The organism is Janthinobacterium svalbardense (assembly GCF_002327145.1).
In the GTDB taxonomy this organism is placed as follows: Bacteria; Pseudomonadota; Gammaproteobacteria; order Burkholderiales; family Burkholderiaceae_D; genus Janthinobacterium; species Janthinobacterium tructae.
Map to the genome: position 1 here is coordinate 2,018,455 of NZ_CP023422.1, position 14,767 is coordinate 2,033,221.

The 14,767-nt window shown below is 62.3% G+C and carries 13 protein-coding genes; 1 reads left to right on the forward strand and 12 read right to left on the reverse strand.

All coding sequences use genetic code 11. The features are described 5' to 3' along the window. Positions 1 to 48: 48 nt before the first annotated feature. Together CNX70_RS08935 and CNX70_RS08940 are read right to left on the reverse strand one after the other, a co-directional pair. Positions 49 to 1,308: a nitronate monooxygenase gene (locus tag CNX70_RS08935; RefSeq protein ID WP_071078790.1), complete on the reverse strand. Its 1,260-nt coding sequence runs from the start codon at positions 1,306 to 1,308 to the stop codon at positions 49 to 51. A gap of 183 nt (positions 1,309 to 1,491) precedes the next feature. After that, entirely contained in the window at positions 1,492 to 1,977 is a 486-nt protein-coding gene (locus CNX70_RS08940; protein ID WP_010396032.1) for a YajQ family cyclic di-GMP-binding protein, read from the reverse strand. A gap of 185 nt (positions 1,978 to 2,162) precedes the next feature. Between CNX70_RS08940 and murB the strand changes: the two genes are divergently transcribed. Continuing rightward, positions 2,163 to 3,191 (forward strand): UDP-N-acetylmuramate dehydrogenase, encoded by a 1,029-nt coding sequence (gene murB / locus CNX70_RS08945; RefSeq protein ID WP_096234414.1) that lies wholly within the window; start codon positions 2,163 to 2,165, stop codon positions 3,189 to 3,191. Here murB and ppnP read toward each other — a convergent pair whose 3' ends face one another. The 10 genes from ppnP to argF all read right to left on the reverse strand — a co-directional run bounded on the left by ppnP (position 3,192) and on the right by argF (position 14,646). Next, entirely contained in the window at positions 3,192 to 3,506 is a 315-nt protein-coding gene (ppnP, locus tag CNX70_RS08950; protein ID WP_096234415.1) for a pyrimidine/purine nucleoside phosphorylase, read from the reverse strand. A 24-nt stretch (positions 3,507 to 3,530) separates the two neighbouring features. After that, a complete protein-coding gene (locus CNX70_RS08955; protein WP_096234416.1) occupies positions 3,531 to 4,556 on the reverse strand; it encodes a diguanylate cyclase in 1,026 nt (341 codons plus the stop codon). A 10-nt stretch (positions 4,557 to 4,566) separates the two neighbouring features. Continuing rightward, positions 4,567 to 5,616 (reverse strand): chemotaxis-specific protein-glutamate methyltransferase CheB, encoded by a 1,050-nt coding sequence (gene cheB, locus CNX70_RS08960; protein WP_096238347.1) that lies wholly within the window; start codon positions 5,614 to 5,616, stop codon positions 4,567 to 4,569. Between the two features lie 10 nt (positions 5,617 to 5,626). After that, positions 5,627 to 7,912 (reverse strand): hybrid sensor histidine kinase/response regulator, encoded by a 2,286-nt coding sequence (locus tag CNX70_RS08965; protein WP_096234417.1) that lies wholly within the window; start codon positions 7,910 to 7,912, stop codon positions 5,627 to 5,629. After that, positions 7,909 to 8,595, reverse strand: a complete 687-nt coding sequence (locus CNX70_RS08970) for a chemotaxis protein CheW (RefSeq protein ID WP_096234418.1) — start codon at positions 8,593 to 8,595, stop codon at positions 7,909 to 7,911. Before CNX70_RS08970 ends, CNX70_RS08965 begins: the two co-directional genes overlap by 4 nt. A 9-nt stretch (positions 8,596 to 8,604) precedes the next feature. Then, entirely contained in the window at positions 8,605 to 9,840 is a 1,236-nt protein-coding gene (locus CNX70_RS08975) for a CheR family methyltransferase (RefSeq protein ID WP_096234419.1), read from the reverse strand. Beyond that, positions 9,837 to 10,292 (reverse strand): chemotaxis protein CheW, encoded by a 456-nt coding sequence (locus CNX70_RS08980; RefSeq protein ID WP_096234420.1) that lies wholly within the window; start codon positions 10,290 to 10,292, stop codon positions 9,837 to 9,839. Before CNX70_RS08980 ends, CNX70_RS08975 begins: the two co-directional genes overlap by 4 nt. A 4-nt stretch (positions 10,293 to 10,296) precedes the next feature. Continuing rightward, the gene (locus CNX70_RS08985; RefSeq protein ID WP_096234421.1) at positions 10,297 to 12,108 is read right to left on the reverse strand and encodes a methyl-accepting chemotaxis protein; all 1,812 of its coding nucleotides are present in this window, start codon (positions 12,106 to 12,108) and stop codon (positions 10,297 to 10,299) included. Between the two features lie 312 nt (positions 12,109 to 12,420). Beyond that, complete coding sequence (locus tag CNX70_RS08990) at positions 12,421 to 13,656, reverse strand: argininosuccinate synthase (protein ID WP_096234422.1); 1,236 nt, start codon at positions 13,654 to 13,656, stop codon at positions 12,421 to 12,423. A gap of 69 nt (positions 13,657 to 13,725) precedes the next feature. Beyond that, positions 13,726 to 14,646, reverse strand: a complete 921-nt coding sequence (gene argF, locus CNX70_RS08995; RefSeq protein WP_096234423.1) for an ornithine carbamoyltransferase — start codon at positions 14,644 to 14,646, stop codon at positions 13,726 to 13,728. Between the last annotated feature and the right edge of the window lie 121 nt (positions 14,647 to 14,767).

Genomic DNA, 14,767 nt, shown 5'->3' on the forward strand with positions numbered 1-14,767 from the left:
GGCGCAGCCTTCGCAGGCTGCGCCATTTTCAGTTCAGGCTGAGCATATTCAGCCTTGGACTGCTTTTTCCGGCAGGGCGATCTGGTTGTCGACGCTGAACTGGTAGTCCTTGAAGACGTGTTCGGCCGTCAGGATCTGGTATTCGCCGTTGTCCAGCTTGTGCGTGGTGTCCTTCAGGCGATACGTGTAATGGCCGCAGGTCCAGCAGTTGAAGTTGCGCATGTGGGTGCACAGGCACGTCTTGTCCATCACGACGACGGTTTTTTGTTCCGGATGGGCCGCCACTTCGCGGTTGTACGAGTTGATGTACGCGCAGTTGCCCGTCGCGTCGAGCAGGTAGCCATACGATTCGCAGCCTGGACGGATGCCGGCGCCGATGGCGGGCGTGTTTTTCAGCATGCGCATCGGATAGCCCGTCGGCGAGACGCCGTTGACGATGATGTCTTCTTCCGAGGCTTTGTAGTATTCCTGCTTGACCTTGTTTGGCAAGCCGCATTCCTCGGTGACGGTGAAGCGCGTCGCCACTTGCACGCCAGCTGCGCCCGCTTCCAGGAAGGAGACGGCATCGCTGCCCGTGAAGATGCCGCCGGCGGCGATCAGCGGGATGTCCAGCTGTTCCGTCTTCAGGTAGGCGAGGATTTCGGCGGTAATCGTGTGCAGGTCGTAATTGGCCCAGTCCATGCCGAAACCCAGGTGGCCGCCGGCCAATGGTCCTTCGACGATGATGAAGTCGGGCAGGCGGTCCAGCTTGGCGTTCTTGCGCAGGAAAATCTGCAGGGCGCGCACGGACGAGACGATGATGCCCAGCTTGGCATCGCGGAAACGCGGATGGTCGGCGATCAAGGCAAACGAACCGAAGTGCAAGCCGGCCGACAGGGTGATACCGTCGATGCCCGCGTCCAGCGCCGCATTCAGGCGCACGCGCAAGGTTTCGCGGGGGCCATTCATGGTCAGCTTTTCCATGCAATTGACGAAGATCAAACCATCGCCTTTTTTCGCTTCCATGGTGCGGCCGATATGCAGGCGCTGCGCTTCGGCCAGGCGTCCCAGGTCGAACTGCACCACGGCCTTGTCGCTATTATTGATGTTGAACTTGTACAGTTTCGTCTTGTCTTTGACGAAGGTGGTGTCGAAACGGCGATCCGACACATCTTCCACCATGGCATCGGAGATATGCCCGATACCGTTCAGCCGGGCCGCTTCCAGGGCCAGCTCCGACGTGGAAATATCCACACCCATTCCGCCTATCATGATGGGCACATATTCTTTTTTGCCAAATCGCAGGCGGAAATCATCAACACGTTTCATTGCTATCCTTAGACTACCGTGGTTATCACTGAGCCAGATGTACGGTCAAGCCCGCTGCCGGTCGGGCGCGCGGGCGCATGTAGCTGTGCGCAGCTTCAATTCTACCCCAAGCGGGCAGGCTCTCCGGGGCGGCTTGCCAGCATGCTGGTGCAAGCGCGGACCGGATCGCGCGCCGCATCGAAATTAATCGCGGAAATTATTAAATTCCAGCGGCATGTCGGGCACGTCCTTGCGCAGCATGGTCATGGCCGCCTGCAGGTCGTCGCGCTTGGCGCCCGTGACGCGCACGGCTTCACCCTGGATGCTCGCTTGCACCTTCATCTTGCTGTCCTTGATGACGCGCACGATTTTCTTGGCATCATCCGATTCGATGCCATTCTTGATCTTGATGATCTGCTTGACCTTGTCGCCGCCGATCTTCTTGATGTCGCCTTCGTCGAGGAAGCGCACATCGACCTTGCGTTTGGTCAATTTGTTCGTCAGTACGTCGCGCACCTGGCTGAGTTGGAATTCCGAGTCCGCAAACGCGGTCAATTCGTTTTCCTTGTGTTCGACGCGGGCGTCGCTGCCCTTGAAGTCGAAGCGGGTCGTGATTTCCTTGTTGGATTGCTCGACGGCATTCTTGACTTCGATCATATCGGCTTCGGAGACTACATCAAATGATGGCATGGTCTGTTCCTTTTCTTGTTAAAGCGAGCGCGCGCTCGGCGCACTGGGCCTTGGCGGCTGATTCTGCGCCATGGGACGGCCCTGTTAAAGATGCGACATTTTAACGGACAACGGGCAAGTCGCCCTTGTCCTGAGGTGGTTTTTTGTCGCTTTCGCTCTATAATCGAGCAAAATTCCCCTATCCCATGCATCCAGAGCTCACCATCGAACACAATTACTCCCTCCAGCGCCTGAATACCTTCGGCATCACGGCTAATGCGGCCGCCTACGTACGCATCACTTCGCAAGCCGAATTGCAGGCCGCGCTGCAAGATCCCGCCTTGTCCGCCATGCCGCGCCTGATCCTGGGCGGCGGCAGCAACATCGTCCTGACGGGCGACTTTCCCGGCGCCGTGCTGCACATGGCCACGCGCGGCATGCGCCTGGCGCAGGCCGACTTCGAGACCATCCTCGTCACGGCCGCCGCCGGTGAAAACTGGCACGACTTCGTGCAGTGGACCCTGGCGCAAGGCGTGGGCGGGCTGGAAAACCTGTCGCTGATCCCCGGCACGGTGGGCGCGGCCCCTATCCAGAATATTGGCGCGTATGGCGTTGAAATCAAGGATTATCTGCATAGCGTGAGCGTCATGCACAGCGCCAGCGGCATCGTCTTCGACATGGACCGCGACGCTTGCCGTTTCGCTTACCGCGACAGCATCTTCAAGCAGGCGGACGGGCGCGAACTGATCGTGCTGGAAGTGACGTTTGCCTTGCCTGCCGAGTGGCAGCCGAACTTGCGCTATGCGGAACTGGCACAGGCCGTGGCCGAGCGCCATCTTGCCGAACCGACGCCGCAACAGGTGGCTGAAACGGTGATGGCGATACGCCGGCGCAAATTGCCGGACCCGGCCGTGATCGGCAATGCGGGCAGCTTCTTCAAGAATCCCGTGGTGTCACGCGAGCAGTGTCTTGCCTTGTTGGAACGTTTTCCCACCTTGGTGCACCATGCGCAAGCCGATGGCACGGAAAAACTGGCGGCTGGCTGGCTGATCGATCAGTGTGGCTGGAAGGGAAAAAACCTGGGGCCCGCGGGAGTGTATCCCAAGCAGGCGCTGGTTCTGGTGAATAATGGCGGCGCTCGTGGCGCGGACATTACCCGGCTGGCGAAAGCGATACAGGATGATGTAGAGGCGAAATATGGCGTGCGCCTGTCGCCCGAGCCTGTGTTTGTCTGATTAGCCGAAGTGGCAGACGTAGTCGACAGTTTCGACGGTTTCAATATCAAAATGGCTATTGCCCGGGACCTCGAATTCCTGGCCTGCGGCATAGCTGTTCCATTCTGTCGCGTCGGCCAGGCGGACCTTGCACAGGCCGCCGACGATTTCCATCGTTTCCGGCGCGCCCGTGTTGAAGCGCAGCGATGACGGAAAAATCACGCCCACGCTTTTCTTCGTGCCATCGGCCAGGATGACATTGTGCGAGACGCACTTGCCGTCAAAGTAGATATTCGACTTTTTGACGACGCTGACATTGTCCAGTTGTGTGCTCATGCTTCACTTTCCTTCAGTTAAAAATCAGTCTTCGACGTCATCGGCGCTCAACACGCTGTTGCGTCCGCCGCGCTTGGCCGCGTACAGGGCCTGGTCGGCGCGGTTGATCAGTTGTTCGACCGTCGATTCCGGCGACGGCACGATGGTCGCCACGCCGATCGAGATGGTGACGATGCCCGTGCTTGCCGCCGGGTTCTCGATCTGCAAGCCCTCCAGGTGACGCCGGCACGCTTCGGCGATTTGCAGCGCGCCTGCCAGTTCCGTCTCGGGCAGGATCAGGGCGAATTCCTCGCCGCCGTAGCGGGCTGCCAGGTCGGCCGGGCGTTTCAGATGCTCCGTCAGCACGGCGGCCACTTTTTTCAGGCACAGATCGCCCGCCAGGTGGCCAAAGTGATCGTTATAGCTTTTAAAATGGTCGATATCGCAGAAGAGAAGGCTCAGCGGCGTCTTGTCGCGCTGGCCCCGCTGCCATTCGAATTGCAGGGTTTCATCGAAGCGGCGGCGGTTGGCGATGCCCGTCAAGCCATCGAGGGCGGCGAGTTTTTGCAATTCAATATTCGCATCGGCCAGGTTTTTTTGGCTTTCGCGCAGAAAACGAAATGCCTGGTCGCGCTGCAGGCGGCTGATGTGCGCGTTGGAATGGTAGCGTATGCGCGCCAGTAATTCCAGTCGGTCCGGCAGTTTCACCACGTAATCATTGGCGCCGACGGCAAAGCTGTGGGCCTTCAGTTTTGGGTCATCCTTGGCCGACAAGACGATCACCGGCACATGCGCCAGCGCCGCGTTTTCGCGGTACAGTTGAATCAGCGCGAAGCCGTCGATGCCCGGCAGCACCAGGTCTTGCAGGATGACGGTCGGTTGCAAGCGCAGCGCCGTGTCCAGCGCCTGCGTGGCGTCGGTCACGTAATGAAACTCGATATCCTGCTGGTCGCTCAGCATGCGCCGGATTGCCTCAGCAATGATCAACTGGTCATCCACCAGCAGCACGCTGACCTTGAATTCGGTCAATGCGGGCTCATGCAGGGTGAAACTGGAGGAAAATTCTGGCATTGCATTCTTTTCAGATGTTAGGGGAGGACTCCCACCCATTGTTGAGTTTTGCGCCCAGGCGGTTGCGCAGGCTGGCGCCTATTCTATCCAATGGCAGGATTTGCTGCGCGGCATCGAGTTCGGCTGCCGCGCGCGGCATGCCATACACGGCACTGCTGGCCTGGTCTTGCGCTATCGTCGTCTTGCCCGCGCGGCGCATGGCCAGCAAGCCGTCGCCGCCATCGCGGCCCATGCCTGTGAGCAACACGCCGATGGCATCGCCGCGCCAGTGCTGTGCCACGCAATGAAAGAAGACATCGACGGAAGGACGGTAAACATACTCGCGTGGTGCCGCATCGTAACCCAAACGATAATTTTGATCTAGCAGCAGGTGATCATTGGTCTTGGCGACCAGCACGCTGCCGGCCACCAGTTCGTCGCCCTCGGCGATCACGCGCACCGGCATGTCCAATTGATCGTCCAGCCATTTGGCGAAATGCGAGGCGAAGGTTTCATCGATATGTTGCACTACCACGATGGCGCAGCCGGGCGGCGCCGTCCAGCCGGACAGCACCTTGGCTACCGCTGACGGCCCGCCCGTCGAGGCGCCGATGGCCACCAGGGTGGTGATCTGGCCATCGCCGCGCTCGCCGTTGGCTTGCACCTGGCGCGGCGGCGGCGCTTCGGTGCTGTGGCGTATCAGCTTGCCAATGGTCTTGATCTTGGCCAGCAGTTCGCTGTCGCCGCCCACTTCCCCCTGCAGCACGGGGGTGGCCGTGACGTCGAGCGCGCCGGCACCCAGCGCGCGGAACACCTGGTTGACATTGTCTTGCGGGCGTCCTGTGACCACCAGGATGGCGCACGGGCTTTGCTCCATGATCAGGCGCGTCGCCTCGACGCCATCCATCTCCGGCATGTTCAGGTCCATCAGGATCAGGTCGGGGCGGTTGCCCTCGCACATGCGCACCGCTTCGAGTCCCGTGCGGGCGATCCACAGCACCTGGTGCTCCTGCGTGCTGGCCACCACCCGGCGCAGGGCTTCGGCGGCCATGGCGACATCGTTAACAATGGCAATTTTCATGAAGTGCAGCTCATAAGCGGGCATCTCCTATCAGGTCCGCCACCGCGTCGAGCAAGGTCTCGTCGTGGAAGCTGCCTTTGGTCAGATAATAGTCGGCGCCGGCGGACAGGCCGCGCGCGCGGTCCTCCGGGCGGTCCTTGTACGAGACGATCATCACCGGCAGCTTGTGCAGGTGCAGGTCCTTCTTGATCAGCGAGACCAGCTCGATGCCATCCATGCGCGGCATGTCCACGTCGGTGATCACCAGGTCGTATTCGCCGCTGCGCACCACGTTCCAGCCGTCGATGCCGTCGATCGCCACGTCGACGTCGAAGCCGCGCGCCAGCAGCAGCTTGCGCTCCATTTCGCGCACCGTCAGCGAATCGTCGACCACCAGGATGCGCTTGGCGCGGCGCTGCTGCGTGTGGCCTGCCTGCGCCAGCTGGTGCAGGCCGCCCTCGTGCAGCAGCTTGTCGATCGACAGCAGCAAATCGGGCACGTCGAGGATCAGTACCGGCTCGCCGTCGTCGAGCAGGGCGGCGGCGGAAATGTCGCGCATCTTGCCAAAGATCGGATCGATGGCCTGCACCGCCAGGCTTTGCTCGCCGCGGATGGCGTCGACCACCAGCGCATAGCTCTGCTTGCCGCGCCCGATCACCACCACCGGCAAATCGTCGGCGCTGCTGGGCATTTCGCCCAGCTCCAGCACCTGCGCCGCCGACACCAGGCCCAGATGCTCGCCCTTGAGTTCAAAGAACTGCTTGTTTTCCAGGGTGTGGATGGCCGCTTGCGGCACGCGCACCACGCTTTCCACCTTGACGATGGGGATGGCGTAGGCCTCGCCCTGGATGTCGATCACCAGCGCGCGCACGATCGACTGCGTCAGCGGCAGGGTAATCAGGGCGCGAAAACCCCGTCCCTGCTCCGATTCCAGGCGCACCGTGCCGTTTTGCTGGCGTATCGTCTCGTGCACGATATCGAGGCCCACGCCGCGTCCGGACAACTGGTTGGCCGTGGCTTTCAGGCTGAAGGCGGGCAGGAATAAAAATTCCAGCAGCTCGCCCGGCGATAGCGCGGCGGCCATGGCGGGGCTGGCCATCTTGCGCTCGATGACGGACTGGCGGATTTTTTCCAGGTCGACGCCGCGCCCGTCGTCGCTGATCTCGATGCTCAGCATGCCGGCGCGGTGGCGCGCTTCCATGCGTATCGTGCCCAGCGCTTCCTTGCCGGCGTCGATGCGCTCGTACGGGCCTTCCATGCCATGGTCGATGGCATTCCTGAGCATGTGGTTCAGCGGGCTTTCGATCTTCGCCAGGATGTCGCGGTCGACCAGGGTGTCTTCGCCGTCGATTTCCAGCTGCACTTCCTTGCCCAGGCTGCGCGCCAGGTCGCGCACCATGCGCGGGAACGCGTGGATGCCGTCGCGGAAAGGGCGCATGCGCAGCGCCAGCACTTCGTCGACCATGCCCTGCGAGACGGCCAGCAAGCGCCGTTCATAGGTTTCGATATCGGCGATGTGCTCGAGCATGAACTGCTTCAGGGGCTGCGTCTTGTGCAGCGCCAGCAGGGATTTTTCCATCAGGTCCGGGTCGCCCGAGCGGGCAATGGCGACATGCAGCTGTTCGATGGCGGAAAACAGGCTGCTCTGGTTGCGCTTGAAGCGCTGCAGGGCGCCGATGAACGGGTGCATCTGGTGCGCATTGATGCGCGATTCGCTGGCCAGCGACAGCAGTTTGTCGAAATTCTGCGCCTGGGCCTTGGCTGGCGCGCCGGTGCGCGGCGCGTGGGCGGCCACCGACTCCACTTCCTCGCCCGCCAGGCCGCCGGCCACCGTCGCTTGCAGTTCTGCGGGGGAGGACGACACAGGCGAAGACAGCGAGGGCAGGGCTGGCAGTTCGGGCAGCTCGGCGATGCCGGCGATGGCGTTCAGGGTCTGGTCGATCTGCGTCGCGTTGGCGGCCAGCCACGCTTCGGCGCCGGCATCGTCGAGGCGTGACAGCTGCACGATCAGGTCGACGCCCGACAGCAGCACGTCGACCCGCTCCGGCGTGAGTTTCAAGCGGCCATGCTGGGCGGCGACAAAGCTGTCTTCCATGCCGTGCGCCAGCTGCACCACCACTTGCAGGCCGACGATGGCGGCGGCGCCCTTGATCGAGTGCGCCGCGCGCATCATCGATTCGACGGCGGCTGCGTCGCCCGCATGGCGCTCCATGGCCAGCAAGCCATCGGTGAGAATCTGGGTCTGGCTGTCCGCCTCCATGCGGAACAGGTCCAGCATGGAAAAGGCACTCAGGTCGCCGTGCTGGTCCTGGCTCATCGTAATAGTCTCGCAAGTTGAAAGCCGATCAGCGCCGTGTCCAGACAGCCGATGCGCATGTCGCCCTCGGTGATGACACCAGACAGATAGCGCGACAGGCCCTTGTTGATGGTGGCGGCAGGCGTTTGCAGGCTGCCCGAGGCGTAGCGCACGATGCCGTGCAGGTCGGCCACGGGCAGGGCATAGGCTTGCTCTTCCCAGCGCAGCAGCAACAGGCGCGCGAACGTATGGCGTCCCTTGGCGGGCGGCGCACCCTGCTCATCGATGCCCAGCAGGGTGGCCAGCGACATGCACGGATACAGTTTGCCGCCGATATTGACGATGCCAGACAGGCCGCGCCCGCTGCGGTGCGGCAGCACGTGCGGCTTCGCTTGCGGCGCCACGGCGTCGAACACGCGCGTGGGCAGCGCCAGCCACTCGCGGCCGATGCGAAACACCAGCACCGAGCTGTCGTGCACTTCGCCGCCCGCATCGATCTGGCGGAAGTGGCTGGCCCAGTCGCGCTGGTAGTGTGCGTCCACGGGCCGCTGCAGGTTGCGCTGGGCGGCGCCCGCATACACGTCGCAGTTGCGGCAATGCACGTTGGCTGGCAGCCTGGGGCAACTCTGGTCGCCGACCACGCCGATATGGTTCCAGCAGTCGTCGATGGATGCCGGGGTCTCGCTGCCGATGATGGATGTCATGCATACCCCTTAGTTGGATGCCTGGCGGCGCTGGTAGATGCGCGCGGCGCGCGCCTTCAGGGTGGCGGCGGCCGTGTGGTTGCCATTGCGTTCGGCCAGCAGGGACAGGTGGCACAGCGCCTCGTAATGGTCCGGCTGCAAATAGATGCAGCGGCGCCAGTAGTCGTCGGCCAGGTCCATCTTGCCGGCCAGTTCATTGATGATGCCCAGCATGAAATACGCTTCGGCCGCCTCGGGCACGCGCGCCAGGTGGGCGTGGCATTTTTCGCCCGCCTCGCGCAACTGGCCACGGTCGGCCAGCCGGCGCGCTTCGGCCAGCAGATCCGCTGGTGGCTGCGGTGCCTGCACTGGCACGGGACGCGGACGCGCCGCCGGCGCAGGGGCGGCGCGGGCCGGCGCGGGCCGTGGCGCGGGCGGCACGCTGCGCAGCGCGCGCGTCGGCGGCGGCAAGGCGGTCACCTGGATCACGGCGGCCGGTGGCGTGGCTTCCTTTTTCAGCGCGAAGGCCTGGCGGAACTGCAGCGGCGCAAAGCCGTTCTGGCAGAACGACGGCACTTCCGCATAGCCGGCCAGCAGCATGCCGTCGTCGGCCAGCAGGGCGGACAGGTTATGGATGGCCGCGCGCGTGGTCGGCTTGTCGAAATAAATCAGCAGGTTGCGGCAAAAGATGACGTCGTAATGGCGGCTGTAGGTGGCAGTATCGAACTGCAGCAGATTGCCCTGCCTGAAGGTCACCTGTTCGCGCAGGGCATCGATGATGCGGTAGGCGTCATCGGCCACGTGCGTGAAATAGCGCTCGCGGAAGGCCACGTCCTGCGCACGGAAGGCGTTGCGGCCATAGATGCCCGCCTGCGCCCGCTCGATGCAGCCGGGACTGAGGTCATATGCGTCGATGCTGAAGGCCTGTTTCGGCACGCCGCCGTCGCGCAGCGCCATGGCCATCGAATACGGTTCTTCGCCGCCCGCGCAGGGGATCGACAGGATGCGCGTGGCGCGCCCGCGCGCCCAGCGTTCCTGCACCAGTTCGACGCTGGCGTAGAACGCCTGCGGATCGCGGAACAGCCACGATTCGGGCACCACCACCAGTTCGATCAGCTGCGTCATTTCGGCCGGCGTGAGCGCCTGCAGGTAGGCTGCACTATCGCTAAAGCCCGTTTGCTCCATGCGCTGGCCGACGGCCCGCTCGGCCACGGCTTTGGAGACGGACAGGCCGCTCGCGCGGCGCAGCAGGGCTTGTGCCGTCATGCCGCGCTCGCGTCTTGAAACAGCAGCGCACGCACGTCCGGCGGCAGCAGGTGTGCCAGTTCGACCAGCTGCACGATGCCGTCGGCGTCGCTGGCCACCTGGCCCAGGAACGGTGCCGTCGCCACGCCGCTGTCTTCAAGCCCTTGCGGGTCGATGTCGGCGATGCCGCGCACCTGCGAGGCCATCAAGCCCAGCGCATGCGTGGCGCCGCCAGGCGCGCGGTAGTCGACGATGACGATGCGCGTGTCGAACTGCGCGGCGGCGGCCGGCAGCCCGGCCAGGCGCGACAGATCGATCACGGGCACGGGCTCGCCGTGCAAGTCCATCAGGCCGGCTACATAGTCTGGCGTGAGCGGTAATTGTTTCAGCTCCAGCAGCGGCAAGACGCGCACGATGCTGGCCAGGGGCAGGCCATAGCGGTCGCGTCCGATGTGAAAGAGCAGCACTTTCATGGGATCAGATGGTGACGGCGAAGGACGACACGCTCGACTGCAGGTCGCCCGCCGCATATTGCAGCTGGTGCACCGCTTCGCTGGTGGCTTTCAAGGATTCCACCGTTTGCTGGGTGGCGTCGTTGAGCTGCATCATGGTGTCGGAAATTTGCGACGCGCCTATCGCTTGCGACTGCATGCCTTGCAGCACGGCATCAAATTGCGGCGTGAGCTTTTGCACCTGGTCCATCACGGATGACAGCTGCTCGGCCACTTGCCGCACTTCGCCCACGCTGCGGCGAATTTCCTCGGAAAATTTATCCATGCCCATCACGCTGGCCGACACGGCCGACTGCATTTCCTTGAGCATTTGCTCGATGTCCCAGGTGGAAACAGAGGTCTGGTCGGCCAGGCGGCGAATCTCGGTAGCCACGACGGAGAAGCCGCGGCCCGCTTCGCCCGCCTTTTCCGCCTCGATGGCGGCGTTCAGCGATAGGATGTTGGTCTGGTCGGCCACCTTGGTGATGGTGATCAGCACGCTATTGATATTGCTGGCCTTTTCCGACAGGGCGGCCAGCTTGGCGTTGATGGAATCGGTGGCCGAGACCATGTGCTGCATGGTCGAATCCATGCGCTTGAGGTTGTTTTGCGCTTCGGCCGTGGCATTCGTCGTGTAGTCGGCCACGGCCGTGGCGTCTTCCATGGTTTTCAGCAACTGGCTCGTGTTGGCCGAAATTTCCTTGGTGGTGCTGAGAATTTCCACGCTCGTTTGCGCTTGCTCAATACCGGTGGCTTCCTGCTGGCGTGCCGAGGCGGCGATTTCCGTGGCCGACGTCGTCACCTGGATGCCGGCCTTTTGCACATTGTTGAGCAGGCTGCGCAGGTTTTCGAACATCTTCGCCAATCCATTGCCCAGCTGGCCGATGGCGTCGCTACCCGTGATGCCGACCTTGCCCGTCAGGTCGCCCGAGGCCGCCTTCGACACCACTTCCAGCAGCGAATCGACCTTGGCCCGCAAACTGTTGGTCGCGGCCAGTTCATTGGCCTGGTTGTCCTGGATGGTTTGCGCCATGCGGTTGAATTCTTCCGTCACCTTGCCCAGCTCGTCGCGCGAGAGGATGGCGGCGCGCGCGTTCTGCTCGCCGCCGGCGATGCGCCCGACGGCATCGGTCAGGTTGTTCAGCGGACCGAGGATGGAACGGCCCAGCAGGTAGGAAATGCCCAGCGCCAGCACGACGCACAGCAAGCCGCCCAGGGCCAGGGTCAGCAGCATGGTTTCCTGCAATTTCGCCGTGGTGGCCGTGCGTTCGGCCAGCAAACGGGACTCTTCGGCAGCGACTTCGTCGAGCAGCTTGTTGGCCTGCTTGACGGCCGGGTAGCCGCCAGGCGGCATGCTGCGCGCCACCGATTCCGTGGCGCCCGGGCCATTGCCCAGCGCGCGGCGCTTCTCGATCAGCGGATTGATCCACTCCTTGACCCAGGTCGTGGTCAGCTGGTCGATCTTGCGGAAGCGTTCCGACTGCTGTTTGTTGTCGGCCGTCATGGCGATGGCTTTTTGCGTGTGCTGGCTCAGCACCGCCATCTCGTCCGTTTCCGGGTTCAGCGAGGCTTCGTTGCCAGTCAGGATAAAACCGCGCACTTCCACCTGGATTTGCAGGATGGAATTGTGGATCTTGTCGATCTCAACCAGCACGTCCATCGTGTGGCGGTCCCATGCATTGGCTTCCGACAGGCGCGAAAAGCTGTTGTAGGCGACGCCCAGCAGGATCAGGATGATGGCCACGATGGAGCCGAAGCCCAGGTACAGTTTATTCTTGATACTCAGGTCTTTGAACATGGTGGCTCCGGAAGCGGGAAGTTTTCGACTAAGAGCGCCTAACAGAACCGTAGCGAGCGGCAGCGAGTTGCGGCTGAGAAGCGCAACTGTGCGCATGCACAGTGAGCATCGCAGGCCGCAAATCGCGCCGCGCAGTAGGTTATGTTAGGTGCTCTAAATTGCACTGTAGCATTTTGCCATGCGGACAGCAAAACGGGGGGTGATACGGGAGCTGCAGGGCAGTAAATCGCGGCCGAGTGCGTTTCAGGCGTAAAAAAGCCGCCCGTGGGCGGCTTTCGCTTGGCGCGGGAGGCGGTGCCTCCCTGTAAGCAATTACTTCTGGCCGCGTTTTTCGCGGGCGATGGCGGCGATGCGCATGCGCAAGGCGTTCAGCTTGATGAAGCCGCCGGCGTCGGCCTGGTTGTAGGCGCCGCCGTCTTCGTCGAAGGTGGCGATGTTCATGTCGAACAGCGAATCGGTCTTCGAATCGCGCGACACGACGATGACATTGCCCTTGTACAGCTTGATGCGTACCCAGCCGTTCACGGTTTCCTGTGTATGGTCGATCAGGGTTTGCAGGGCAACGCGCTCGGGCGCCCACCAGTAGCCGTTGTAGATCATCGAGGCGTAGCGTGGCATCAGGTCATCTTTCAGGTGGGCTACTTCGCGGTCCAGGGTGATCGATTCGATGGCGCGGTGGGCTTTGAGCATGATGGTGCCGCCCGGGGTTTCATAGCAGCCGCGCGATTTCATGCCGACGTAGCGGTTTTCCACCAGGTCCAGGCGTCCCACGCCATGCTTGCCGCCAACTTTGTTCAGTTCGGCCAGCACGGTGGCAGGCGACATGCGCACGCCGTTGATGGCGACGATGTCGCCTTTTTCGTATTCGATGTCCAGGTATTCCGCTTCGTCCGGCGCGTTTTCAGGGCTGACGGTCCAGCGCCACATGCTTTCTTCCGCTTCGGCGCTGGGGTTTTCCAGGTGACGGCCTTCAAAGCTGATGTGCAGCAAGTTGGCGTCCATCGAGTACGGCGCGCCGCCGTTCTTGTGCTTCATGTCGATGTCGATGCCGGCGTCTTCCGCATACTTCAGCAGTTTTTCGCGCGACAGCAGATCCCACTCGCGCCATGGGGCGATGATTTTCACGCCTGGCTTCAGGGCGTAGGCGCCCAGTTCGAAACGCACCTGGTCGTTGCCCTTGCCGGTCGCGCCGTGCGAGATGGCGTCGGCGCCCGTGGCGTTGGCGATTTCGATCAGGCGCTTGGCAATCAGCGGACGGGCGATCGAGGTGCCCAGCAGGTATTCGCCTTCGTACACGGTGTTGGCGCGGAACATCGGGAAGACGAAATCGCGCACGAATTCTTCGCGCACGTCTTCGATATGGATGTTTTCCGGCTTGATGCCGAATTTGATGGCTTTGGCGCGCGCCGGTTCCAGTTCTTCGCCCTGGCCCAGGTCGGCCGTGAAGGTGACGATTTCGCACTGGTAGTTATCTTGCAGCCATTTCAGGATGACGGAGGTGTCGAGTCCGCCGGAATAGGCCAGGACTACTTTTTTAATGTCGCTCATATTGCTTCCAGTTGTCGTTGTCGATGTATGTATTGCGATGCTGCCAGAATGGTTGTGGTACCTGGCGAATTAGTTGATTTTACCGATTAACAGGTACTCGATCAGCGCTTTTTGCACGTGCAGGCGGTTTTCCGCCTCGTCCCACACCACCGATTGCGGGCCGTCGATCACTTCGGCGGCCACTTCCTCGCCGCGGTGGGCGGGCAGGCAGTGCATGAACAGGGCGTCGGGCGCGGCGCGGGCCATCTTCGCGCCATCGACGATCCAGCCGTCGAAGGCGGCAATGCGGGCCGCGTTTTCCGCTTCGTAGCCCATGCTGGTCCACACGTCCGTGTTGACCAGGTGCGCGCCGGCACAGGCGTCCGACGGGTCGGCGAAGAAGGTGTAGCGCTCGGTCTTGACTTGCGACAAGTCGATGTCGTAGCCCTGCGGCGTCGACACGTTGACGTGGAAGCCGAACACTTCGGCCGCCTGCAGCCACGAGTACAGCATGTTGTTGGCGTCGCCGATCCAGGCGACGACCTTGCCGGCGATCGAGCCGCGGTGTTCGATGTAGGTGAAGATGTCGGCAAACACCTGGCACGGGTGGTGTTCATTGGTCAGTCCATTGATCACCGGCACGCGCGAGTTGGCGGCGAAACGCTCGATGATCTCCTGGCCAAACGTGCGCACCATGATGATGTCGCACATGCGCGACATGACCTGGCCCGCGTCTTCCACCGGCTCGCCGCGGCCCAGTTGGGAGTCGCGCGTATTCAGGTAGATGGCCGCGCCACCCAGCTGGTGCATGCCCGCTTCGAACGACAATCGCGTGCGGGTGGAGTTCTTTTCAAAGACCATCACCAGGGTGCGGTCGATCAGTGGATGGTAGATCTCGTAATTCTTGAACTTGCGCTTGATCAGATGGGCGCGTTCGATCACATATTCATACTCTTCCAACGTGAAATCGGAGAACTGGAGGTAGTGCTTGATCGGTTTTTTTATCGACATAATGACCACTTGAAGATGCGCAGGCCGCCGGCGGCGTGCCTTTCCCGCCGGGTTGCATCAGCGTACAACATCTCGTCTGATGACTGCCTCGCCCGGCGCGCTGCTGTATTGATCGGTGCCC

Coding starts and splice junctions, on each gene's coding strand:
- CNX70_RS08935 (WP_071078790.1), bottom strand. CDS start 1,308: ATGAAACGTGTTGATGATTTCCGCCTGCGATTTGGCAAAAAAGAATAT.
- CNX70_RS08940 (WP_010396032.1), bottom strand. CDS start 1,977: ATGCCATCATTTGATGTAGTCTCCGAAGCCGATATGATCGAAGTCAAG.
- murB (WP_096234414.1), top strand. CDS start 2,163: ATGCATCCAGAGCTCACCATCGAACACAATTACTCCCTCCAGCGCCTG.
- ppnP (WP_096234415.1), bottom strand. CDS start 3,506: ATGAGCACACAACTGGACAATGTCAGCGTCGTCAAAAAGTCGAATATC.
- CNX70_RS08955 (WP_096234416.1), bottom strand. CDS start 4,556: ATGCCAGAATTTTCCTCCAGTTTCACCCTGCATGAGCCCGCATTGACC.
- cheB (WP_096238347.1), bottom strand. CDS start 5,616: ATGAAAATTGCCATTGTTAACGATGTCGCCATGGCCGCCGAAGCCCTG.
- CNX70_RS08965 (WP_096234417.1), bottom strand. CDS start 7,912: ATGAGCCAGGACCAGCACGGCGACCTGAGTGCCTTTTCCATGCTGGAC.
- CNX70_RS08970 (WP_096234418.1), bottom strand. CDS start 8,595: ATGACATCCATCATCGGCAGCGAGACCCCGGCATCCATCGACGACTGC.
- CNX70_RS08975 (WP_096234419.1), bottom strand. CDS start 9,840: ATGACGGCACAAGCCCTGCTGCGCCGCGCGAGCGGCCTGTCCGTCTCC.
- CNX70_RS08980 (WP_096234420.1), bottom strand. CDS start 10,292: ATGAAAGTGCTGCTCTTTCACATCGGACGCGACCGCTATGGCCTGCCC.
- CNX70_RS08985 (WP_096234421.1), bottom strand. CDS start 12,108: ATGTTCAAAGACCTGAGTATCAAGAATAAACTGTACCTGGGCTTCGGC.
- CNX70_RS08990 (WP_096234422.1), bottom strand. CDS start 13,656: ATGAGCGACATTAAAAAAGTAGTCCTGGCCTATTCCGGCGGACTCGAC.
- argF (WP_096234423.1), bottom strand. CDS start 14,646: ATGTCGATAAAAAAACCGATCAAGCACTACCTCCAGTTCTCCGATTTC.